The organism is Pseudomonas protegens (genome assembly GCF_013407925.2).
In the GTDB taxonomy this organism is placed as follows: Bacteria; Pseudomonadota; Gammaproteobacteria; order Pseudomonadales; family Pseudomonadaceae; genus Aquipseudomonas; species Aquipseudomonas fluorescens_AP.
In genome coordinates this window covers 1,528,143-1,548,212 of sequence record NZ_CP060201.1, presented here as the reverse complement: position 1 = coordinate 1,548,212, position 20,070 = coordinate 1,528,143, and the positions used below count along the sequence as shown (strand labels likewise).

Below are 20,070 nucleotides of genomic sequence, written 5' to 3'. Positions count from 1 at the left end.
GATGGGGGTAAACCGGCAGGCGCAGTTGGGCTGGGCGAAGGGGTTTTCCTGACCTTGTGGGGTTCGTCGGGTGCGACGCGGTCGAGCGTTAATGGCACACGGACGCAAGGTGGTCCGAGGCGCAAAGCTACTGTGCGGGCCTGTCGCTGACAAGCCCTGGCCTACCGGCAGTCGCTAGCGCTTGGCCCCAGGGGGCTTGGGCACTAGACTGGCGGCCTTTTCATCCTCGGATACTGATGCTTGAGCCATGGCCGCCAAAGTCGAACCTTTCTGGATACGCAAAACCCTCGAACAACTCGACCAGGACGAATGGGAGTCGTTGTGCGATGGCTGTGGCCTGTGCTGCCTGCAAAAGCTTGAGGACGAGGACGACAACAGCGTCTATTACACGCGCATCGCCTGCAAACTGCTGGACCTGAAAACCTGCCAGTGCAGCGACTACGCCAACCGTCGCGCGTCGGTGCCCGACTGCATTCAGCTGACGCCGGGCAAGGCCGACGAGTTCAAGTGGCTGCCGCCCACCTGTGGCTACCGTCTGGTCAGCGAAGGCAAGGACCTGCCGCTCTGGCACCACTTGGTGTGTGGCGATCGCGATGCCGTGCACCACGAGCGTATTTCCCAGTCCGGGCGCATGCTCGCCGAAGGCAGCGTGGCGGAGGAGGACTGGGAGGATCATCTGATTTTTCGCGCAGGTTGAGGATTCGCTGCGCAGGCCGTGAATGCTGCCGACGCTCGCTTGAGCGCCAGCAGTCTGCCAAGCAAGGAGTGGGTATGAGGGTGGGGGCGAAGCTGGCGCTGGTCGCGGCGCTGCTGGCGATGAGCGCATCGGCCTTGGCGGCGAACAAGGTCGATCTGAATTATCACGTGCGTTTTCTGCCGCAGAGCGATCAGGCCGAAGTGCGCCTGACCCTGGCCGAGGGGGCGGCGTTGCGCAGCCTGGATTTCGACCTGGGCGCCGGCAGCGACTACAGCGACTTCAAGGCCGACGGTCAATGGCAGGCGGCGGCCGCCGATGGTGGAGGCTTGCGCGGTATCTGGCGTCCGGCCAGGGGCAGCGCCAGCCTCAGTTACCGGGTACGCCTGAGCCACAGCATCAAGAAGGGCAGCTACGACAGCCGCAGCACCGCCAACTGGGCGCTGCTGCGCGGCGAAACCCTGGTGCCGCCGGCGCGGATCGATCAGCAGGATGGGGTCGAGCTGGTGTCGCGCCTGGACTTCGACTTGCCCGCCGGCTGGAAGAGCATCGAGACGGCCTGGCCGCGCATCGGCAAGAACCGCTTCCGCATCGACAACCCCTCGCGCCTGTTCGATCGCCCCACCGGCTGGATGCTGGCCGGCAACCTGGGCAGCCGCCGCACGCGTCTTGGGGCGACCGAGGTCAGCGTCGCCTCGCCCCTGGGCCAGGGCATGCGGCGCATGGATGTGCTGACGCTGCTGACCTTTGTCTGGCCGCAAGTGCAGGCGGTGTTTCCCCGTCAGCCGGGCAAGCTGTTGATCGTCGGTGCGGCCGATCCGATGTGGCGGGGCAGTCTGGCCGGGCGCGACTCGCTGTTTCTCCACAGTCGCCTGCCGCTGGTCAACGAGAGTGGCAGCAGCCCGTTGCTGCGCGAGCTGGTGCAGTCATTGGCGCGCATCAACGACAGCCAGCGCAGCGACTGGATCAGCGAAGGCCTGGCCGAGTATTACGCCATCGAACTGCTGCGCCGCGCCGGAGGGATCAGCGACGAGCGCTATCAGGTGCTGCACCAGCACCTGGTCAAGGACAGCCGCCAGGTCAGCAGCCTGCGGGGCGAACAGGTGGACAGCGCCACGCTGGCCAAGGCGGTGTTGCTGTTGCAGGAACTGGACCGGGAAATCCGCCTCAAGACCCGCAACAAGCGCTCACTGGACGATGTGCTGCAAGGAGCGATGCGCCTGCAGAGTGTCAGCACCGCCGAGTTCATCAAACTGAGCGAAAGCGTGCTCGGGGAATCGTCCAAGGTGCTCGACAGCCCCTTGCTGCACTGAGCCCGGGGGCAGCCAGGACCCGGGAGGGCGCCCCGGGTGCCCGCTGCTGACTGCGCAAGCTCAGGCCTTGGGCGCTTTCACCGCATCATTGCTGGCGGCCTTGGCACTGCGCCCGGCGGCCTCGGCACCGGCCTTCAGGTTGCGCAGCTCATCCCCGGCGCGCTCGATCTTGGTCCGCACCTGATGCAGGTCCTGGCGGCCTTTTTCCAGCAGGCTCTTGGCCGAGCTGTGGCCACTGATTCCGCGGGCCAGGGCGACGCCGCCAATGGCCACCTGCAGCAGGCCGAACAGGCCGCCGCGGCGCAGTCCCTTGCCCAGCATCACCACGCCCCCCGCCAGGGAGCCGATGCGTTCCCAACCCTGGACGTTCTGCGTCGGTTGACTGGACAACGGGGCCGGCTCGATGGTTTGCAGCTGTTTGCGCTCGCTCATGATCTGTCTCCAAAGGACATAAGGGTATGCAGCTGACTGCACCCGGGGCGCGGGGGTTCCCGCCAATTGTCCGGCGTGGCGTCAGAACTTGGGCCCGGAGCGGGTGTTGTTGCCCTTGGCCAGGCGGTCGTAGAGCACCACGTTGACCGTGGCGGCCAGGTTCATGCAGCCGGTGGTGGGGATATAGACCACGTCCTCGCACCAGTCGCGGATCTCCTTGTCGAGGGAGCCGTCTTCCGGGCCGAAGATGTACAGCGCGCGATCCGGGTGGGTGTATTCCGGCAGCGGGCGGGCGCCTTCCACCAGTTCCACCGCCACCGGGATGCAGCCCAGGGGGAGGATTTTCTTCAGGTCGTCGATGCCGATCAGGGGAATGTCCTGATGGACCTTCTTGGTGTCGGTGACGAAATCGCGGGCACGCTCATAGCGCTTGCCGGTGTAGAACACCGAGGCGACGCCATAGCAGCCGGCGGCACGCATCACCGAACCGACGTTCTCCGGCGACTTGGGGTTATACAAACCGATGCAGCTGTACCTTTTGTTTGCCACGAGCAGGGAGCCTTGGGGGAAAAGAGCGCGATTATACGGGGATTGGGCGGGGTGTGGCGGGGTGTTCGGCGGTTCGCGGTCCCGCCCGCTCCTGCGGGAACGGGCGGGACCGCGAAGGGGTTACTCGCTGTCTTTCTTCATCAACCCGGCCAGGGCGGCGAACGGGTTGTGGGTCGCCTTGGCGACTTTCGGCGTGCTCAGCGAACCTTCGCCGAAGTACTGCTGGTCGGTGTAGCGCGAGTGCTCGTTGTCGTGGCAGTACAGGCACAAGAGTTCCCAGTTGGAACCGTCCTGGGGGTTGTTGTCGTGGTTGTGATCGCGGTGGTGCACGGTCAGCTCGCTCAGGCGCTTGCCGGAGAATTCCCGGGCGCAGCGGCCGCAGACGTGGGGGTACATCTTCAGCGCCTTGTCGCGGTAGCCCATTTCCCGGTCGCGCTGGGCGTCGGCAAGGATACGGTCCAGCTTGGCGGTGTTGGACGGGGGAGTGGACGAACTCATGGGTTCACCTTTGTAGAAGGACTAATGACGGTAATGGACAAAGTTTAGCTCAGGCCTTGAGCTTCTCGGCAATCCAGATGGTGTGCCGGGTGCCGCGATTGCCGTGGGCGTACACCTGCACTTCCTCGGCCTTGAAGCCGGCCTTGCGCAGGCGCTCGGAGAACTTCTGGTCGGCGCTGGCCGACCACACCGCAAGCACGCCCTTGGGCCGCAGGGCCCTGGCGCAAGCCGCCAGGCCGGCGCTGGAGTAGAGCCAGCTGTTGGCTTTCTGGGTCAGGCCTTCGGGGCCGTTGTCGACGTCGAGCATGATCGCGTCGAAGCCCTGAGGCTCGGCTTGCAGGACCTTGGCCACGTCTTCCAGGCGGATCACCGTGCGCGGGTCCAGCAACGGCCGGCCGGACTTCTCCCCGAGCGGGCCGCGATTCCATTCCACCACCCCGGGCACCAGCTCGGCGACCACCACCTCGGCACTCTGGCCCAGGTGCTTGAGGGCAGCGGCCAGGGTGAAGCCCATGCCCAGGCCGCCGATCAGTACCCGCGAGTTCGGGCGCCCGGCGACCTTGCTGCAAGGGATCTGCGCCAGGGCGTCCTCGGAGCCGTGCATGCGCGTATTCATCAATTGGCCGCCGTCGCCGCCCTGGATCTTGATGACGAAATCCTCACCGTATTCGAACAGGCACAAGGCACCGCCGTTGTCGGGAATCGCAGTGGTGTCCAGCAGTACGAAACGTTTCATGGAGATCTCATTGAGGAAGGCAAAAGCTTCCGGTTGGGAGTAGCCTGACGCCAGACAATAGCAATGGAGCCATTGATGAAGCGCACTATTCTAACGGTGATTGCCCGGACGGCGCTCGCCCTGACTGCCGCCCTGGGTTTGGGCGCAGGCCCGGCTTCGGCCGACGAGCCGCAAAGCGCCCCGGTGGTGACCCCGACGCCGAACCTCGGCGCCCCGGGCACCGCAACGCCCACGCCTTATCCGCAAGTGACCCCGCCCAGCACGCCGAAAGCCGGCAGCAGTGGCAGCGCGCCCCTGCTACCACCGATCGACATGCCCAAGCCGCCCAAGGACCAGACCCTGCCGGGGCTGGAGCAGAACGACAACAAGGCCAAGGCGCAGGGTTGATGGTTGCAGCAGGCGGGTGTGGCGAGGGAGCTTGCTCCCGCTCGGCCGCGCAGCGGCCGCATCACCTGAGTCCCGGTTGCAAGGGTTGAAAACGAGTAGCGGCCATTGGGGCGGCTGCGCCGCCCAGCGGGAGCAAGCTCCCTCGCCACAGGTTGGGTATCCCGTGGCTCAGATCTGCTGCGCGAGCAACTGGCCGTCGGCCATGCGCAGACGCCTGGACAGGGACACGGCCAGGGCGCGGATGATCTTGGCGGCGATCTTCGGCGCTTCGTTGAGCATCTTTTCCAGGGAGTCTTTGCCCAGGTTGAGCAACTGGCAATCAGTGGCCGCCACGCAAGTGGCCGAGCGCCGTTCGCCATCGAGCACCGCCATCTCGCCAAAGGCCCGGCCGCTGCGCAGGGTGGCGATGGTCAGGGGCTGGCCGTCCAGGGTGCTCTTTTGCACGGCCACCTGGCCGCTGTGGATGATGCACATGAAGCTGCCGGCATCGCCTTCATGAAAGATCGCTTCGCCCTCGCCGATGCTGCTGATGCTGAAATAGCCGGCCGCCGCGTTGAAGTCGGCGGGCAGCAGTTGGTCGAACAGGCCGCAGTCCATCAGCCAGTCGCGGATCTCGTTGTTCAGTAAGGTGGGTTCGGACATGGGATCACAGTCTTTTTCTTGTGTCTGTTGCGCGGGCGCGGGCCCGGTCCGGCGTTTGCCGGCGGCGGTCCTGGGTTAAGACAGGCGCGCCGCCGAGAGTTCCTCAGCCCAGGCCCAGAATGTTCAGGACAAAGGCATATTCGAGGGCTACGTCACGTAATCCCTGGTAACGGCCACTCATGCCGCCATGGCCGGCACCCAGTTCGGTCTTGAGCAGCAGCGGGTTGTCGTCGGTCTTGGTGGCGCGCAGTTTGGCCACCCATTTGGCCGCTTCCCAGTACTGCACGCGACTGTCGTTGTAGCCGGCGATCACCAGGGTCGCCGGGTAAGCCTGGGCGCGCACGTTCTCGTAGGGCGCGTAGGCCTTGATCCGTTCATAGACCTCAGGCTCCTCGGGATTGCCCCATTCGTCGTACTCGGTGACGGTCAGCGGCAGCTCCGGATCGAGCATGGTGTTGAGCACATCGACGAAGGGCACTTCGGCGATGGCCGCGCGGAACAGCTCGGGGCGCTGGTTGAGCACCGCGCCGATCAACAGGCCGCCGGCGCTGCCGCCGCTGATGGCCAGTTGCTGGGCGCTGGTCAGGCCCTGGGCGATCAGGTGTTCGGCGCAGGCGATGAAGTCGCTGAAGGTGTTCTGTTTGTGTTCCTGCTTGCCGGCGCGATACCAGGCTTCCCCCAGCTCGCCGCCGCCACGCACGTGGGCGATGGCAAAGGCCACGCCGCGATCGAGCAGGCTCAGGCGCGCGTGGGAGAACCAGGGGTCGAGGCTTTCGCCATAGGCGCCGTAGCCGTAGAGGTACAGCGGCGTCGGCTGGCCCAGGCATTCGCGCTTGACCACCAGGCTGATGGGCACCTGGGTGCCATCGGCGGCGCTGGCCCACAGACGCTGGCTGACGTAGGCATCCGGATCGAACGGGCCCAGTACCGGGGTTTGCTTGAGCACTTGCTGCTGACCGTCGGCCAGTTGCAACTGACGCACCTGGGCCGGGCGGTTCAGCGCCTCGTAGCGCAGGCGGATGCGCTCGCTGGAAAACTCCAGGCTGTTCTGCACATGCAGGCTGTAGGCCGCATCCGGCAGTTGCACGCGATAGGCGGGCAGGCCTTGCGGGTGCACTTCGATGATCGGCAGGCCGCCTTCGCGCAGGCTCAGGGTCATGGCACCGGCGTTGAGGGTCACGCCGTCGAGCATCACCTCGGGATTGTGCGGGACCAGCAGTTGCCAGTCGCTTTCCTCGGGGATAGCCCCCTGGTCGGCTGCCTGATACAGGGCGAAGTTGATGCCCTGGCGGTTGCTGCGGATGAACCAGGTCCACTGGCCGTCGAGCTGGCCATGGTCGACATCGTATTCATGACCTTCGACCCGGGGCGCCAGGCAGGTGAACGGCAACTGCGGCTGCGCGGCGTCCAGGACCCAGGTTTCGCCGGTGGTCTTGCTGCCCAGGGACAGCAGCAACTGGCGCTCGGAGCTGGAGCGGTAGCAGTGCAGGAAGAAGCGTCCGTCCGGCTCGTGGAACACTTCCTCGGCGGCCGTGCCGTCCAGGCGGTAACGGAACAGTTTGTGCGGGCGGTGAGTGTCGTCCAGTTCGCCGAAGAACAGGGTCAGGCTGTCGTTGGCCCAGGTCATGCTGCCATCGCAGTTGTCGAAGGACAGCTCGCTGACCTTGCCGCTGGCCAGCTCCTTGACGAACAGGGTGTAGATTTCCTCGCCGGTGGTGTCGAGGCTGTAGGCCAGGCGCTGGTGGTCGGGGCTGATGCTGAAGGCGCCGAGGGAGAAAAAGCCGCCGTTGGCCAGGGCGTTGGGGTCCAGCAGCAGTTGTTCGCGGCTTGCGTCGACCGTCAGGCTGTCGTCCGCCGGGCGCGGGCAGCGGTAGTGGCGAGGGTATTCGTCGCCGGCGGTGGTGCGGGTGTAGTACAGGTACGGGCCCCAGGGCGAAGGCAGGGACAGGTCGGTTTCGAGGATCCGTCCCTTGATCTCCTGGAACAGCGTTTCGCGCAGGGGCGCCTGGTGCGCCAACTGGGCGTCCAGGTAGCTGTTTTCAGCCTTCAGGTAATCGAGCACCGCGTCGGTGTCGCGTTCCTGCAGCCAGGCATACGGGTCAGCGCCGTTGGCCTTGTGGGCAATCGGGGCGCTGCTGTCGTTGGCGGGTAAGGGCATGGGTGGCTCTCGGGCGATGACAAATGAGGGCTGGGCAGACGGCGGGGCAGCCTGACACGGCAAAAGTCGTTATCATAAGCGCCTCTTTGCCTGCCTTGCCATGGACACCATGACCGAGAACGACTATCTGATCGCCTGGGGGCTCTATGCCTTCGCCGCCTTGGGCTGCCTGCTGGTGTGGATGCGCCTGACCCGCTGGATGTGGCGCTGGCTGCGCGAGCCGCTGCGCGTACTGGTGGCGGTGTTGTTGTTCAGCCCCACCATCATCGACCCGGTCAAGGAAAAATTTGCCCCGGCGGTGGCCATCACCGCCCTGGACATCGCCTTCAAGGTCGGCAACAACGCCTGGCGCGCGGTGTCCGATCTGTTCATGTACGGCATGATCGCCTTTGGCGTCTATCTGCTGTTCGTGCTGATCCGCTGGCCGATCGAGCGCGCCGCCAGGGAGCGCCGCGAGCGTAGCGAAGCGGCGAAAGCCGCGGCCAAGGCCGCCGAAGTGGAGGATGACCAGCCCTTTGGCGGTGCCGGCAACGACCGTTATGGTCGGCCTGCCGCGGGCACTCCCCTGAATACGCGGGTCGAGCCGCGTCTGTAACCTGGCCCCGGCATTGAAGCGAGAGTCCGAGCATGTGTGAGTTGTTGGGCATGAGCGCCAACGTACCGACCGATATCGTCTTCAGCTTTACCGGGCTGATGCAGCGCGGCGGCCGCACCGGCCCCCACCGCGACGGTTGGGGCATTGCCTTCTATGAAGGTCGTGGCCTGCGCCTGTTCCAGGACCCGGCGGCCAGCTGCGAGTCGGAAGTGGCCAATCTGGTGCAGCGCTATCCGATCAAGAGCGAAGTGGTGATCGGCCACATTCGCCAAGCCAACGTCGGCAAGGTCTGCCTGGCCAACACCCATCCCTTTGTCCGCGAGCTCTGGGGCCGCAACTGGTGCTTCGCCCATAACGGCCAGTTGGCCGACTTCCAGCCCCAGGCCAGCTTCTATCGCCCGGTGGGCGATACCGACAGCGAGGCGGCGTTCTGCGATTTGCTCAACCGGGTACGCGCAGCCTTTCCCGAACCGGTGGAGATCGAGCAACTGCTGCCGATCCTGATCCAGGCCTGCAGCGAATACCGTAGCAAAGGCGTGTTCAACGGCCTACTCAGCGACGGTGACTGGCTGTTCTGCTTCTGCTCCACCAAGCTGGCGCAGATCACCCGGCGCGCGCCGTTCGGCCCGGCCCGGCTCAAGGATGTCGACGTGATCGTCGACTTCCAGGCGGAAACCACGCCCAACGACGTTGTGACGGTGATCGCCACCGAACCCCTGACCGAAAACGAAACCTGGACCCGCTATCAGCCGGGCCAATGGAGCCTGTGGCGGCGCGGTGAATGCGTCAGCCACGGCCAGACCGAATAAGGACATCTCTATGTTGCTCAGTTATCTGCGGCTGGTGTTGTTCGCCGCCGGCCTGTTGGTCGGTGTGCAAGTGCCGGGTTTCATCAGCGACTACGCCAAGCGCGTGGAAGCCCACCTGATTGAATCGCAGAACAGTCTGCGGGGCTTCCAGGCTACCGCGCAGCAGTTCTTCAAGGGCGATCTGAATGCCCTGGTGGCTCATTACCGGGCCAGTGAAGACCCGGTGTTTCGCAGCGATGCCGAGAGCCTGAGCGGCTTGCTGCATCGCCAGCTGGCCCTGGACAAGCAATACCAGGCGATGCAGGGCCCCTGGTACATCCGCCTGTTGCAAGTGGCCCTGGCACCCGATCCTGAGATCCGCAAGGAAACCTGGGACGGCTACAGCTACCAGATCCTGCTGACCCCGGAAGCGATGATCTGGGGCATGAGCGGCGCCATGCTGCTGTCCTTCGGCCTTGAGTGCCTGTACCGCCTGATCGACTGGGTGGTCCTGGGTGGCCGGCGCCTGCGCCAGAGCCGTCCCATCGAAGAGCGCGACCTCAAGGGCCTCTGACCTCTGTAGGAGCCGGCTTGCCGGCAAAGGGGCCCGCAGGTCCTGCGCCTGGCGGCAGATCGCTTTCGCTGGCAAGCCAGCTCCTGCGAAGGGGGGAGGGCGATGTTTACTGGGGGGCGATCAGCACCAGGTGATCTTCGCCGACCTTCTGCCCGTAGCGCTGCACCACGCGCTGGCACAGCTCCACGATGTCCTCCACCAGTTCCACGCCGACCCGCCATGACACCACCACCTGCAGGTTGGGCGGTCGCTGGTCGATGGCCAGCAGGGTCAGTTCGCCCCGGGCCAGTTCTTCGCGCACCAGCACCGGCGGCAGGGCGCCAATGCCGAAGCCGTCGCGCAGCAGGCGGGTGATGGCCGATACCGAGTTCACGCAATTGAGCCGTGGCGCCAGCACCCCGTTGGCCTGCATCAGGCTCAGCACTTGCTGGTGGGGCAGGGAGTTCTTCGAGTAGGTGATGATCCGCTCCTGGGCCAGTTCCGCAAGGCTGGCGTAGTCACGGTTGTAGATCGAATTGCTGGCGGCGATCCAGCCCACCGGGTGGCTGGCCACTTCCAGGCTGCGGATGCTTTCCTGGCGCAGCAGGTCGGTCTGCAGCACCAGGTCGAGAAAGCCTTTTTGCAGCTGGTCGCACAGATTCAGCGAGGTGTCGGCCACCAGCTCGATTTCCACTTGCGGATAGTGGTCCATCAGTTCCGTCACCAGGGGACTGAGCCAGGTGTGGATCACCGTGTCCATGACCCCGATGCGTATCCGTCCGACCTTGCTCGACGGCGCCTCGATGGACTGTTTCAACAGGTGCAGGGTGTCGAGCATCTGCTCGGCGTGCTCCAGCACCTTGAGTCCTTGCGGGGTCAGGCTGACGCCTCGGGAATCGCGCAGGAACAGCTTGACCCCCAGTTCGCCTTCCAGCACCGCGATGCGGCTGGAGATCGCCGCCTGGGTGGTGAAGAGTTTTTCCGCGGTGAGGCTGAAGCTTTTGAGCCGCGCCACCCAGACGAAAGTTTCGAGAAACTTGAGATTCATGGGATCAACTTTTCTTATGCCTTGGGGCGGTTTTTATTAGTTGGACGCGCCGGGCGTCCGCGTCGAAGAATGCGCCAACCCACGATATGCGTCGTCTGGGCCCAGAACAACACCAATAAATCACCCTGGAGATCGCCATGAGTGCGCCCGAAACCCTGGCCGCCAAGGCCCCGCGCCGCGCTGGTCCGTTTGACTGGTACCGGGACATCAACCAGCAGGAGCGCCGCACCTTCTGGAGTTGCAAGATCGGTTATGGCCTGGATGGCATGGACACCCAGATGCTCAGCTTCGTGATCCCGACCCTGATCGCGTTGTGGGGCATTACCTCCGCCGAAGCCGGCCTGATCCATACCAGCACCTTGCTGGCCTCCGCCCTGGGAGGCTGGATCGCCGGGATTCTCTCCGATCGCATCGGTCGGGTGCGGACCCTGCAACTCACTGTGCTGTGGTTCGCCTTTTTCACCTTTCTCTGCGGCCTGGCCCAGAACTACGAACAGTTGCTGATCGCCCGGACCCTGATGGGCTTCGGCTTCGGTGGCGAATGGACCGCCGGCGCGGTGCTGATCGGCGAGGTGATTCGCGCCAAGAACCGTGGCAAGGCGGTGGGCATGGTGCAGTCCGGCTGGGCGCTGGGCTGGGGCCTGACGGCGATCCTCTATGCGCTGCTGTTCTCCTGGCTGCCGCCGGAAGACGCCTGGCGCGGTCTGTTTCTGTTGGGCATCCTGCCGGCGATCTTCGTGATCTTCGTCCGTCGCCTGGTCAAGGATCCCGAGGTCTACCGGGAAACCCGCGCCCGTGAACTGCCCAGCAACCCGGTGCGGTTCTACGAGATCTTCGCCCCCGGGATCCTCAGCACCACCCTGCGTGCGTCCTTGCTGGCAGCGGGCGCCCAGGGCGGCTACTACGCCATCACCTTCTGGCTGCCGACCTATCTGAAGACCGAACGCGGCCTGAGCGTGCTGAGCACCGGCGGCTACCTGGCCATGGTGATCGCCGGCTCCTACGTGGGCTATGTGATCAGCGCCTACCTGACGGACATCCTCGGGCGCAAAAGGAACTTCGTGCTGTTCGCCGCCGGTTCTTTCACCATCGTCCTGCTTTACACGCAAATGCCGGTGAGCAACGCCGTGATGCTCTGGCTGGGCTTTCCCCTGGGCTTCTTCGCGTCGGGTATTTTCAGCGGCATGGGGGCGTTCCTCACCGAGCTGTTCCCCACCCGCATCCGCGGTTCCGGCCAGGGTTTCTGCTACAACAGCGGCCGGGCACTGGCGGCGCTGTTTCCGCTGCTGATCGGCCTGCTCAGCCAGCATGTGCCTCTGAGCCTGGCCATCGGCAGCTTTGCCGCGGTGTCCTACGGCGTGGTGGTGCTGGCGGCCCTGAGCCTGCCGGAAACCCGCGGCAAGGAACTTGAGGCGCGCTAACTGATAATCTGCGCGAACATTGCCCGACAGCCCTGCAGCTGACCCACAACAAGAACCACAGGAGCACCGACCATGAGCCGCCTGTTATTGAATTGCGACATCGGCGAAAGCTTTGGCAACTGGACCCTGGGCCTGGATGCCGAGGTGATGCCTTTTATCGACTGCGCCAACATTGCCTGCGGCTTCCATGCCGGCGACCCGGGCATCATGCGCAAGACCGTGGCCCTGGCCCTGGCCAATGGCGTGCGCATCGGCGCCCACCCGGCCTATCAGGATCTGGCCGGTTTCGGCCGCCGCTCCATGAGCTATTCGCCCGAGGAGATTCGTGACCTGCTGCACTACCAGATCGGCGCGCTGGACGGCATCTGCCGGGCCCAGGGCACGCGGGTCAGTTACGTCAAACCCCATGGCGCGATGTACAACGACATGATGGCCAAGCCGGCCCAGTTGCGGGCGGTGATCCAGGCGGTGGCGGCCTACGACCCGCAGCTGCCGCTGATGCTCATGGCCACCCGCGACAACAGCGCGGCCCGGGCGTTGGGCGATGAATACGGCGTGACCCTGTGGTTCGAAGCCTTCGCCGACCGGGCCTACGACAACGCCGGGCATCTAGTGTCGCGGCAGTTGCCGGGGGCGGTGCATCACGATCCGCAGACCATCCTCCAGCAAGCCCTGACCATCGCTCGGGGCGACACCCTGACCGCCAGCGACGGCAGCGCCTTGCTGCTGCAGGCCGACACCCTGTGCGTGCATGGCGACAACGCCAGTTCGGTGGCCGCCGTGCAGCGCATTCGCGAGGCCTTGAACCAGCAGTCCGGCCTATGAAACCACAGGTTGAAGTCGTCGCCATCGACTGCCTGATGGTGCGCTTGTTCGAGGTCATCGCCGAGGACAACATGCCCTGGATGCTGGCCGCCGCCCAAGGGCTGCGGCGGGCTTTTGGCGAGTCGCTGGTCGATCTGGTGCCGTCCTATACCACGCTGATGGTGCATTACGATCTGCTGGCCCTGAGCCCGTCCGAGGCCCGGCAGCGGGTCGAGGTCGCCTTGACCGATCTGGCGCCCAGTACCACTCAGGCCGGGCGCGAACATGTGCTGCCGGTGTGGTACGACCTCAGTGTCGGGCCGGAGCTGGCGCTGTTGTCCCGGCGCAGCGGGTTGTCGGTGGCCGAGGTGATCGAGCGTCACAGCCAGCGTGAATATCAAGTGTTTGCCCTGGGCTTTGCCCCCGGATTCGCCTTTATGGGGCTGGTGCAAGAGGCGCTGGCGGCGCCACGGTTGAACACCCCGCGCAAGCGGGTGGCGGCGGGCAGTGTGGGGATCGCCGAACGGCAGACCGCGGCCTACCCGGTGGTATCGCCGGGGGGCTGGAACCTGATCGGCCGTACCCCGAGCCGCCTGTTCGATCGCGAGCGCGACGGCTACAGCCTGATGCAGCCGGGAGATCGGGTGCGCTTTGCTGCCGTGGAGCGGGCCGAGTTCCTGCGCCTGGGTGGCGATGACACGCCGTTGGAGGTGCCGGCATGAGCCGCTTGACGATCGAGGCCAGCACCCCGCTGTGCCTGCTGCAGGATGCCGGGCGTTTTGGCGTGCGCCATCTGGGCGTGACCCAGGGCGGGGCACTGGATTGGGTGTCGATGTCCTGGGCCAACTGGCTGCTGGGCAATGCCCTGGATGCGCCGGTGGTGGAAATCACCCTGGGCGGCTTCAGCCTCATGGCCGAGGACTATTGCCTGCTGGCCCTGGCCGGTGCTGATCTTGGGGCTTATGTGGATGAGCGGCCCTTGAGCCCGGGGCGCAGTTTCATCCTGCAAAAGGGCCAGCGCCTGCGCTTTACCCAGCCTTTCTTTGGCGCCCGGGCCTATCTGGCGGCGCCGGGTGGTTTCGACGCGCCCAAGGTCCTGGGCAGTTGCGCCAGTGTGCTGCGCGAAGCTCTCGGTGGGCTCGATGGTTACGGCCGGGCGCTGAGCGAGGGTGGGGTGCTGAGTTATTCGGGCACTGGTGGGGCGCTAAAGACTCTCTCGGCTGCGCAGTTGCCGGATCTGCAATCCGCGGCGCCGCTGGAGGTGATCCTCGGCGCGCAGATCGGTCGGTTCAGCGGCTTGAGCCTGTTCGATGCCTTCAACAGCACCTGGACCCTGGACAGCCGCGCCGATCGCATGGGCGCGCGCTTGCTCGGGCCGACCTTGGAGTATCAGGGGCCGCCGATGATTTCCGAGGGCATTCCCTTGGGGGCGATCCAGGTGCCACCGGACGGCCAGCCGATTGTCCTGCTCAATGACCGGCAAACCATTGGCGGCTATCCGCGATTGGGGGCGTTGACGCCGCTATCACTGGCGCGGTTGGCGCAGTGTCTGCCGGGCAGCGAGGTGCGCCTGGCACCGGTGGTGCAGGAGACGGCGCATCGGCAGCAGGTGGCGTTCTTGCGCAGGTTTGGGGGAGTGTCTGAAGGGCTTCGCCAGCAAGCTGGCTCCTACACTGTCTTGTAGGAGCCGGCTTGCCGGCGAACGGGTTCATTTGGACAAAAAGCGCATGCCTTCTTCCAGGCCGCGCAAGGTCAGCGGGTACATCTGGTCTTCGATCAACTCGCGGACGATGTTGGTCGAAGCGGTGTAGCCCCAGGTGTCCTTGGGGTAGGGGTTGATCCAGATGAGCTTCTTGTACTTCTCCATGAAGCGCTGCATCCACACATAGCCGGCTTCTTCGTTCCAGTGCTCGACGCTGCCGCCGGCCTGGGTGATTTCATAGGGCGCCATGGCGGCATCCCCGACGAAGATCACTTTGTAGTCGGCGCCGTACTTGTGCAGCAGGTCCTGGGTCGAGGTGCGCTCGGAACCGCGGCGCAGGTTGTTCTTCCACACCGACTCATAGATGAAGTTGTGGAAGTAGTAGTACTCCAGGTGCTTGAACTCGGTCTTGCAGGCCGAGAACAGTTCCTCGCAGATTTTTACGTGGGCATCCATGGAGCCGCCGATGTCGAACAGCAACAGCAGCTTGATGCTGTTGCGCCGTTCCGGGCGCATCTGGATGTTCAGCAGCCCGGCGTCGCGGGCGGTGTGGTCGATGGTGCCGTCGATGTCCAGCTCCTCCGCGGCGCCCTGGCGGGCGAACTTGCGCAGCCGGCGCAGGGCCACCTTGATGTTGCGGGTGCCCAGCTCCACCGAGTCGTCGAGGTTCTTGTATTCGCGCTGGTCCCAGACTTTCACCGCCTTGCCCTGGCGCTTGCCGGCATCGCCGACGCGAATGCCTTCGGGGTTGAAGCCGCCGGAGCCGAACGGGCTGGTGCCGCCGGTGCCGATCCACTTGTTGCCGCCGGCGTGGCGTTCCTTCTGTTCTTCCAGGCGCTTCTTGAATTCTTCGATGAGCTTGTCCAGGCCGCCCAGGGACTGGATCTGCGCCCGCTCTTCATCGGTCAGCGAACGCTCGAACTCCTTGCGCAGCCAATCCTCGGGGATCAGCGCCTGCAGGTGGTCGTCGAGTTTTTCCAGGCCGTTGAAGTAGGCGCCGAAGGCCCGGTCGAACTTGTCGAAATGCCGTTCGTCCTTCACCAGGATCGCCCGGGCGAGGTAGTAGAACTCGTCCATGTCGGCGAAGATCACGCGCTGCTTGAGCGCGTTGATCAGGTCCAGCAGCTCGCGCACCGACACCGGCACCTTGGCCGCGCGCATTTCATTGAACAGGTTGAGCAACATGGCATCAGCCTCTTAACGATTACCGCGACGGCTCATGAAGGCCAGGCGTTCGAGCAACTGCACATCCTGCTCGTTCTTCACCAGGGCGCCGGCCAGGGGCGGGATGGCCTTGGTCGGATCACGTTCGCGCAGCACCGCTTCGCCGATGTTGTCGGCCATCAGCAACTTGAGCCAGTCCACCAGTTCCGAGGTCGAGGGCTTCTTCTTCAGGCCCGGCACCTTGCGCACGTCGAAGAACACGTCCAGGGCTTCGCTGACCAGGTCCTTCTTGATGTCGGGGTAATGCACATCGACGATTTTCTGCAGGGTGCTGCGGTCGGGGAAGGCGATGTAGTGGAAGAAGCAGCGGCGCAGGAAGGCGTCCGGCAGTTCCTTCTCGTTGTTGGAGGTAATGATGATGATCGGCCGCTGCTTGGCCTTGATGGTTTCGTCGATCTCGTAGACGTAGAACTCCATCTTGTCGAGTTCCTGCAGCAGGTCGTTGGGGAACTCGATATCGGCCTTGTCGATCTCGTCGATCAAGAGGATCACCCGCTCCTCGGATTCGAAGGCTTCCCAGAGCTTGCCCTTCTTCAGGTAGTTGCGGATGTCGTGGACCTTGTCCACCCCCAGCTGCGAGTCGCGCAGGCGGCTGACCGCGTCGTACTCGTACAGACCCTGGTGGGCCTTGGTGGTGGACTTGATGTGCCAGGTGATCAGCTTGGCGCCGAAGGATTCGGCCAGTTGCTCGGCGAGCATGGTCTTGCCGGTGCCGGGTTCGCCCTTGACCAGCAGCGGACGCTCCAGGGTGATGGCGGCGTTGACTGCCAGCTTCAGGTCATCGGTGGCGACGTATGCGCTGGTGCCTTCGAACTTCATCTGCAATTCCTCGAACGGTGACGGCGAGCTGCCCGGGGCAGGTCGGTTGAATAGATGCGATGCGCGACTATAACGCGGCGCCCGGTCGACTGTGAACGTAGACGCCCCATTCAGTCTCTGAATGGAGCGTCACGGGGTGACTCAGTCAGTCGAGGGCTTGGGCTGTTCATAGCGGGCATTGAAAGCCTGGATGAAACCATTGCGCAAAATCTGCAAAAACGCGGAGAACGCGCTGATATCTTGCCGATGCACGCTGCCGCTGAGTTCGACCCGGGTGGCGAACTGGTTCTTGCGCTGGTTCTTCAGCAGGGTTTCGCTGGCCCCCACCAGGGCCTCCCATACCGAGCGGAAAATGCTCTTGTTGCGGTTCTCCACGTCCTGCTGCCAGTTGAAGACTTCAACGTCTCGCAGCAACGGCTTGATATAGCCGTGCAACTGGCCCTTCTCGGCCTGGGCTTCGATCACCACGTCGCCGCGCCCGGCGTTGAAATCGAACTTGCCATAGGCCGAGGCGAAGTCGTTGAAGCGCTTGAGCTCGATGTCCCGGGCCCGCAGGCGAAACTGGAAGTTCTCGAAGTCGCTCAGGGGGTCGAAGGTGGCGCTGCTCTCCATCGGGGCCTGGTCCTGGAGCAGGGCCTTGCCGTTGAAGCGCGCGTCGCGCTTGCCCTGGCTATCGACCACGTTGGTCAGGTTGTAGAAGCTGGCGTTGACCTGGGTGGCACCGATGTTCACCGGCGGCTTGGAGTTGAAGTTGCGAAAGTGGATCTTGCCGTCTTCGATCCGCACTTCGTCGAGGGTGATGGGCAGCAGCTTGCCCAACTGCGCCCGCCAGTCGGTGCCGGCACCGGTCTGCGAGGCCTGCTGGTCGGCGCCGCCGTCGACGAAGTTCAGCTCCGGCTGGACGAACAGCGCCTTGGCCACCACGGCGTGGTCGTACCAAAGTGAATGCCAGCTCACCGAGAGGTCGATCAGCGGCGCCTTGACGAAGGGCACCGGCACCTGGCCGCTGACCTTGACGATCTCCAGGCCGTTGATGCGGTAGGCGCCGCGCCACAGGGCCAGGTCGATGTCGCTGATGCGTCCGCGGTAGTCGCCCATGTCCGCCAGCTTGTCATTCAGGTAGTCGCGCACCAGGTAGGGCAGGGCGATGTGCAGGGCTACCAGCAGCACCACCAGGCTTGCCAGGGTCCACAGGGGCCAACGGTAACGAGCTTTCATGATCAGCAGTCTCCGGCCGTATACAGGCATTGACTGCCTGCGATCGCAGTCGTTCGGCGCGACTGGACGCTCAAGGGCACCAGGCATACCCTTGGGAGCTTCTTCACTGCTGCATAAGGACCCAGCCATGAGCCGAATTTTTGCTGACAACGCCCATTCCATCGGTAATACGCCCTTGGTGCAGATCAACCGCATCGCCCCGCGCGGGGTGACCATCCTGGCCAAGATCGAAGGACGCAACCCGGGCTACTCGGTGAAGTGCCGGATCGGCGCCAACATGATCTGGGACGCCGAGAGCAGCGGCAAGCTCAAGCCGGGCATGACCATCGTCGAGCCCACCTCGGGCAATACCGGGATCGGCCTGGCCTTCGTTGCCGCGGCTCGTGGCTACAAGCTGATGCTGACCATGCCGGCGTCCATGAGCATCGAGCGGCGCAAGGTGCTCAAGGCCCTGGGCGCGGAACTGGTGCTGACCGAGCCGGCCAAGGGCATGAAGGGGGCGATTGAAAAGGCCGCCGAGATCCTCGCCAGCGATCCGTCCAAGTACTTCATGCCGCAGCAGTTCGACAATCCGGCCAACCCGGCGATCCACGAGAAAACCACTGGTCCGGAAATCTGGAACGACACCGACGGCGCGGTGGACGTGCTGGTGGCCGGGGTCGGCACCGGCGGCACCATCAGCGGCGTGTCGCGCTACATCAAGAAGACCCAGGGCAAGCCGATCCTCTCGGTGGCGGTGGAGCCGGCGACTTCGCCGGTGATCAGCCAGCAGCTCGCCGGTGCCGAGATCAAGCCCGGCCAACACAAGATCCAGGGCATCGGCGCCGGTTTTGTGCCGAAGAACCTCGACCTGGACATGGTCGACCGGGTGGAGCTGGTGACCGATGAAGAGTCCAAGGCCATGGCCCTGCGCCTGATGCAGGAAGAGGGGATTCTCTGCGGGATTTCCTGCGGTGCGGCCATGGCGGTGGCGGTGCGTCTGGCGGAAACCCCGGAAATGCAGGGCAAGACCATCGTGGTGATCCTGCCGGACTCCGGCGAGCGCTATCTGTCGAGCATGCTGTTCAGCGACCTGTTCACCGAGCAGGAAAACCAGCAGTAACGCCCCCCAGGCATTCGCCGGCGAGCCTGCGAATGCTGATCCACATCAGGCAAGGGCCTGGCCGCTTGTGCTACTTAAGCGCCTTTGTTGCACGACCGTTAACACTGAATGTTGAGTCGTGCGGGTTTTTCCAGGGTCCAGGAGTGTTTATCATTGCCGGCTGCCAGGTCGGGTGAACACTCCCCCCACAGGTGCCTATTTCCAAGGAGTCGTTGCATGAGCTTTTCCTTTGCCGCCAAGTTCGCGGTGTTGTCGCTGTTCGTCGGCAGCATCCTTTACGTGCATCTGCGCGGCAAGGCGCGTCTGCCGGTACTGCGCCAGTTCGTCAACCATTCGGCGCTGTTCGCCCCCTATAACGCCTTGATGTACCTGTTCTCCGGGGTGCCTTCCAAGCCTTACCTGGATCGCAGCAAGTTCCCCGAGCTGGACATCCTGCGGGACAACTGGGAAGTGATCCGCGAAGAGGCCATGCACCTGTTCGACGAGGGCTATATCCGCGCGGCGGAGAAGAACAACGACGCCGGCTTCGGCTCCTTCTTCAAGAAGGGCTGGAAGCGTTTCTACCTCAAGTGGTACGACAAGCCGCTGCCTTCGGCCGAGGCGCTGTGCCCGAAGACCGTCGAGCTGGTGAGCGCGATTCCCAACGTCAAGGGCGCCATGTTCGCGCTGCTGCCTGGTGGCAGCCACCTCAACCCGCACCGCGATCCCTTTGCCGGGTCCCTGCGTTATCACCTGGGCCTGTCGACCCCCAACTCCGATGCCTGCCGGATTTTCGTCGACGGCCAGGAATACGCCTGGCGCGACGGTGAAGACGTGATGTTCGACGAAACCTATGTGCACTGGGTGAAGAACGAAACCGACGTCACCCGGGTCATTCTGTTCTGCGACATCGAACGGCCGTTGAGCAGCCCGCTGATGACCCGCATCAACCGCTGGGTCAGTGCGCAACTGGGCCGCGCCACCGCGCCACAGAACCTCGACGACGAGCGCGTCGGCGGGATCAACCAGGCCTACGCCTGGAGCAAGCGTTTCAGCGACAGCTTCAGTGGCGTGGTCAAGCAGTGGAAGCGTCGCAATCCCAAGCTCTACCGCATCCTGCGCCCGGTGCTGGCGGTGCTGGTGCTGGTGGTCTTGTGGAAGTGGCTGTTCGGATAAGTCTTGCAATGAATATCGGGCGCCGGTTACATTCGGCGCCCGATGAGTCAGCCGACTCATGGTTTTTTCCCTTCAAGAAAGATCAGCACATGGCCTTTTCCCCCCTCAACGCGGTAGTGCTTTCAGCGGTCAACGCTGGCGTCGTGCCGTGCGGGAATCAGCAGCCTGTGCAGATCGGTCAGTACCCCCCACCTGTCAGTAGCACGCCGGTGTACGCAGTCGTATCACCGCC

22 protein-coding genes are annotated in these 20,070 nt (G+C 64.3%); 12 read left to right on the top strand and 10 right to left on the bottom strand.

Annotation, left to right across the window (positions count from 1 at the left end; translation table 11 throughout):
* Positions 1–247 precede the first annotated feature (247 nt).
* Entirely contained in the window at positions 248–697 is a 450-nt protein-coding gene (locus GGI48_RS07260) for a YcgN family cysteine cluster protein (protein ID WP_016964444.1), read from the top strand.
* Positions 698–771: 74 nt separating this feature from the next.
* Positions 772–2,007 carry a hypothetical protein gene (locus tag GGI48_RS07255; protein WP_179597648.1) on the top strand — a complete coding sequence of 412 codons (1,236 nt, stop codon included), beginning with the start codon at positions 772–774 and terminating at the stop codon, positions 2,005–2,007.
* A 60-nt stretch (positions 2,008–2,067) separates the two neighbouring features.
* On the opposite strand, the gene GGI48_RS07250 is transcribed toward GGI48_RS07255, so the two are convergent.
* The 4 genes from GGI48_RS07250 to GGI48_RS07235 all read right to left on the bottom strand — a co-directional run bounded on the left by GGI48_RS07250 (position 2,068) and on the right by GGI48_RS07235 (position 4,222).
* Positions 2,068–2,439: a DUF2892 domain-containing protein gene (locus GGI48_RS07250; protein WP_179597646.1), complete on the bottom strand. Its 372-nt coding sequence runs from the start codon at positions 2,437–2,439 to the stop codon at positions 2,068–2,070.
* 81 nt (positions 2,440–2,520) lie between these two features.
* Positions 2,521–2,988: an RNA methyltransferase gene (locus tag GGI48_RS07245; protein ID WP_011059840.1), complete on the bottom strand. Its 468-nt coding sequence runs from the start codon at positions 2,986–2,988 to the stop codon at positions 2,521–2,523.
* 120 nt (positions 2,989–3,108) lie between these two features.
* Positions 3,109–3,486, bottom strand: a complete 378-nt coding sequence (locus GGI48_RS07240) for a YajD family HNH nuclease (RefSeq protein WP_016964441.1) — start codon at positions 3,484–3,486, stop codon at positions 3,109–3,111.
* A gap of 49 nt (positions 3,487–3,535) precedes the next feature.
* The gene (locus tag GGI48_RS07235; RefSeq protein ID WP_016964440.1) at positions 3,536–4,222 is read right to left on the bottom strand and encodes a spermidine synthase; all 687 of its coding nucleotides are present in this window, start codon (positions 4,220–4,222) and stop codon (positions 3,536–3,538) included.
* Positions 4,223–4,297: 75 nt separating this feature from the next.
* Here GGI48_RS07235 and GGI48_RS07230 point away from each other — a divergent pair, with 75 nt between their 5' ends.
* Positions 4,298–4,609 carry a hypothetical protein gene (locus GGI48_RS07230; protein WP_016964439.1) on the top strand — a complete coding sequence of 104 codons (312 nt, stop codon included), beginning with the start codon at positions 4,298–4,300 and terminating at the stop codon, positions 4,607–4,609.
* A gap of 168 nt (positions 4,610–4,777) precedes the next feature.
* On the opposite strand, the gene GGI48_RS07225 is transcribed toward GGI48_RS07230, so the two are convergent.
* Together GGI48_RS07225 and GGI48_RS07220 are read right to left on the bottom strand one after the other, a co-directional pair.
* Positions 4,778–5,251, bottom strand: coding sequence for a cyclic nucleotide-binding domain-containing protein (locus GGI48_RS07225; protein WP_047302511.1), 474 nt, complete (start codon positions 5,249–5,251; stop codon positions 4,778–4,780).
* A gap of 103 nt (positions 5,252–5,354) precedes the next feature.
* Positions 5,355–7,409: a S9 family peptidase gene (locus GGI48_RS07220; protein WP_179597644.1), complete on the bottom strand. Its 2,055-nt coding sequence runs from the start codon at positions 7,407–7,409 to the stop codon at positions 5,355–5,357.
* 100 nt (positions 7,410–7,509) lie between these two features.
* Here GGI48_RS07220 and GGI48_RS07215 point away from each other — a divergent pair, with 100 nt between their 5' ends.
* From GGI48_RS07215 to GGI48_RS07205, 3 genes are read left to right on the top strand one after another with little or no spacing between them, the layout of a single operon-like run.
* Entirely contained in the window at positions 7,510–8,004 is a 495-nt protein-coding gene (locus GGI48_RS07215) for an MFS transporter (protein WP_179597642.1), read from the top strand.
* A 32-nt stretch (positions 8,005–8,036) separates the two neighbouring features.
* On the top strand, positions 8,037–8,813 hold the full coding sequence (locus GGI48_RS07210; protein WP_047302515.1) for a class II glutamine amidotransferase: 777 nt from the start codon (positions 8,037–8,039) through the stop codon (positions 8,811–8,813).
* Positions 8,814–8,823: 10 nt separating this feature from the next.
* On the top strand, positions 8,824–9,366 hold the full coding sequence (locus GGI48_RS07205; protein ID WP_016965929.1) for a DUF2937 family protein: 543 nt from the start codon (positions 8,824–8,826) through the stop codon (positions 9,364–9,366).
* Between the two features lie 106 nt (positions 9,367–9,472).
* Here the strand turns inward: GGI48_RS07205 and GGI48_RS07200 are convergent, their stop codons facing one another.
* Positions 9,473–10,393 (bottom strand): LysR family transcriptional regulator, encoded by a 921-nt coding sequence (locus GGI48_RS07200; protein ID WP_047302519.1) that lies wholly within the window; start codon positions 10,391–10,393, stop codon positions 9,473–9,475.
* 137 nt (positions 10,394–10,530) lie between these two features.
* Between GGI48_RS07200 and GGI48_RS07195 the strand changes: the two genes are divergently transcribed.
* The 4 genes from GGI48_RS07195 to GGI48_RS07180 all read left to right on the top strand — a co-directional run bounded on the left by GGI48_RS07195 (position 10,531) and on the right by GGI48_RS07180 (position 14,302).
* Complete coding sequence (locus GGI48_RS07195; RefSeq protein WP_179597641.1) at positions 10,531–11,814, top strand: MFS transporter; 1,284 nt, start codon at positions 10,531–10,533, stop codon at positions 11,812–11,814.
* Positions 11,815–11,886: 72 nt separating this feature from the next.
* Complete coding sequence (locus GGI48_RS07190) at positions 11,887–12,639, top strand: 5-oxoprolinase subunit PxpA (RefSeq protein ID WP_103741182.1); 753 nt, start codon at positions 11,887–11,889, stop codon at positions 12,637–12,639.
* Entirely contained in the window at positions 12,636–13,340 is a 705-nt protein-coding gene (gene pxpB / locus GGI48_RS07185; RefSeq protein WP_179597639.1) for a 5-oxoprolinase subunit PxpB, read from the top strand. The genes GGI48_RS07190 and pxpB overlap by 4 nt, the downstream gene beginning before the upstream one ends.
* The gene (locus tag GGI48_RS07180) at positions 13,337–14,302 is read left to right on the top strand and encodes a biotin-dependent carboxyltransferase family protein (RefSeq protein WP_179597637.1); all 966 of its coding nucleotides are present in this window, start codon (positions 13,337–13,339) and stop codon (positions 14,300–14,302) included. Before pxpB ends, GGI48_RS07180 begins: the two co-directional genes overlap by 4 nt.
* Positions 14,303–14,326: 24 nt before the next feature.
* On the opposite strand, the gene GGI48_RS07175 is transcribed toward GGI48_RS07180, so the two are convergent.
* The 3 genes from GGI48_RS07175 to GGI48_RS07165 form a co-directional block, all read right to left on the bottom strand.
* Complete coding sequence (locus tag GGI48_RS07175; RefSeq protein ID WP_016966760.1) at positions 14,327–15,505, bottom strand: vWA domain-containing protein; 1,179 nt, start codon at positions 15,503–15,505, stop codon at positions 14,327–14,329.
* Between the two features lie 12 nt (positions 15,506–15,517).
* Positions 15,518–16,363: an AAA family ATPase gene (locus tag GGI48_RS07170; protein ID WP_179597635.1), complete on the bottom strand. Its 846-nt coding sequence runs from the start codon at positions 16,361–16,363 to the stop codon at positions 15,518–15,520.
* A gap of 141 nt (positions 16,364–16,504) precedes the next feature.
* A complete protein-coding gene (locus GGI48_RS07165) occupies positions 16,505–17,581 on the bottom strand; it encodes a DUF748 domain-containing protein (RefSeq protein WP_179597633.1) in 1,077 nt (358 codons plus the stop codon).
* 127 nt (positions 17,582–17,708) lie between these two features.
* Between GGI48_RS07165 and cysK the strand changes: the two genes are divergently transcribed.
* On the top strand, positions 17,709–18,683 hold the full coding sequence (gene cysK / locus GGI48_RS07160) for a cysteine synthase A (protein WP_179597631.1): 975 nt from the start codon (positions 17,709–17,711) through the stop codon (positions 18,681–18,683).
* 216 nt (positions 18,684–18,899) lie between these two features.
* Positions 18,900–19,838, top strand: coding sequence for an aspartyl/asparaginyl beta-hydroxylase domain-containing protein (locus GGI48_RS07155; RefSeq protein WP_016966749.1), 939 nt, complete (start codon positions 18,900–18,902; stop codon positions 19,836–19,838).
* Positions 19,839–20,070: the final 232 nt, after the last annotated feature.

What these genes read in the sequence shown, in the direction of transcription:
- GGI48_RS07260 (WP_016964444.1), top strand. Translation starts at nt 248, where the DNA reads ATGGCCGCCAAAGTCGAACCTTTCTGGATACGCAAAACCCTCGAACAA.
- GGI48_RS07255 (WP_179597648.1), top strand. Translation starts at nt 772, where the DNA reads ATGAGGGTGGGGGCGAAGCTGGCGCTGGTCGCGGCGCTGCTGGCGATG.
- GGI48_RS07250 (WP_179597646.1), bottom strand. Translation starts at nt 2,439, where the DNA reads ATGAGCGAGCGCAAACAGCTGCAAACCATCGAGCCGGCCCCGTTGTCC.
- GGI48_RS07240 (WP_016964441.1), bottom strand. Translation starts at nt 3,486, where the DNA reads ATGAGTTCGTCCACTCCCCCGTCCAACACCGCCAAGCTGGACCGTATC.
- GGI48_RS07235 (WP_016964440.1), bottom strand. Translation starts at nt 4,222, where the DNA reads ATGAAACGTTTCGTACTGCTGGACACCACTGCGATTCCCGACAACGGC.
- GGI48_RS07230 (WP_016964439.1), top strand. Translation starts at nt 4,298, where the DNA reads ATGAAGCGCACTATTCTAACGGTGATTGCCCGGACGGCGCTCGCCCTG.
- GGI48_RS07225 (WP_047302511.1), bottom strand. Translation starts at nt 5,251, where the DNA reads ATGTCCGAACCCACCTTACTGAACAACGAGATCCGCGACTGGCTGATG.
- GGI48_RS07220 (WP_179597644.1), bottom strand. Translation starts at nt 7,409, where the DNA reads ATGCCCTTACCCGCCAACGACAGCAGCGCCCCGATTGCCCACAAGGCC.
- GGI48_RS07215 (WP_179597642.1), top strand. Translation starts at nt 7,510, where the DNA reads ATGGACACCATGACCGAGAACGACTATCTGATCGCCTGGGGGCTCTAT.
- GGI48_RS07210 (WP_047302515.1), top strand. Translation starts at nt 8,037, where the DNA reads ATGTGTGAGTTGTTGGGCATGAGCGCCAACGTACCGACCGATATCGTC.
- GGI48_RS07205 (WP_016965929.1), top strand. Translation starts at nt 8,824, where the DNA reads ATGTTGCTCAGTTATCTGCGGCTGGTGTTGTTCGCCGCCGGCCTGTTG.
- GGI48_RS07200 (WP_047302519.1), bottom strand. Translation starts at nt 10,393, where the DNA reads ATGAATCTCAAGTTTCTCGAAACTTTCGTCTGGGTGGCGCGGCTCAAA.
- GGI48_RS07195 (WP_179597641.1), top strand. Translation starts at nt 10,531, where the DNA reads ATGAGTGCGCCCGAAACCCTGGCCGCCAAGGCCCCGCGCCGCGCTGGT.
- GGI48_RS07190 (WP_103741182.1), top strand. Translation starts at nt 11,887, where the DNA reads ATGAGCCGCCTGTTATTGAATTGCGACATCGGCGAAAGCTTTGGCAAC.
- pxpB (WP_179597639.1), top strand. Translation starts at nt 12,636, where the DNA reads ATGAAACCACAGGTTGAAGTCGTCGCCATCGACTGCCTGATGGTGCGC.
- GGI48_RS07180 (WP_179597637.1), top strand. Translation starts at nt 13,337, where the DNA reads ATGAGCCGCTTGACGATCGAGGCCAGCACCCCGCTGTGCCTGCTGCAG.
- GGI48_RS07175 (WP_016966760.1), bottom strand. Translation starts at nt 15,505, where the DNA reads ATGTTGCTCAACCTGTTCAATGAAATGCGCGCGGCCAAGGTGCCGGTG.
- GGI48_RS07170 (WP_179597635.1), bottom strand. Translation starts at nt 16,363, where the DNA reads ATGAAGTTCGAAGGCACCAGCGCATACGTCGCCACCGATGACCTGAAG.
- GGI48_RS07165 (WP_179597633.1), bottom strand. Translation starts at nt 17,581, where the DNA reads ATGAAAGCTCGTTACCGTTGGCCCCTGTGGACCCTGGCAAGCCTGGTG.
- cysK (WP_179597631.1), top strand. Translation starts at nt 17,709, where the DNA reads ATGAGCCGAATTTTTGCTGACAACGCCCATTCCATCGGTAATACGCCC.
- GGI48_RS07155 (WP_016966749.1), top strand. Translation starts at nt 18,900, where the DNA reads ATGAGCTTTTCCTTTGCCGCCAAGTTCGCGGTGTTGTCGCTGTTCGTC.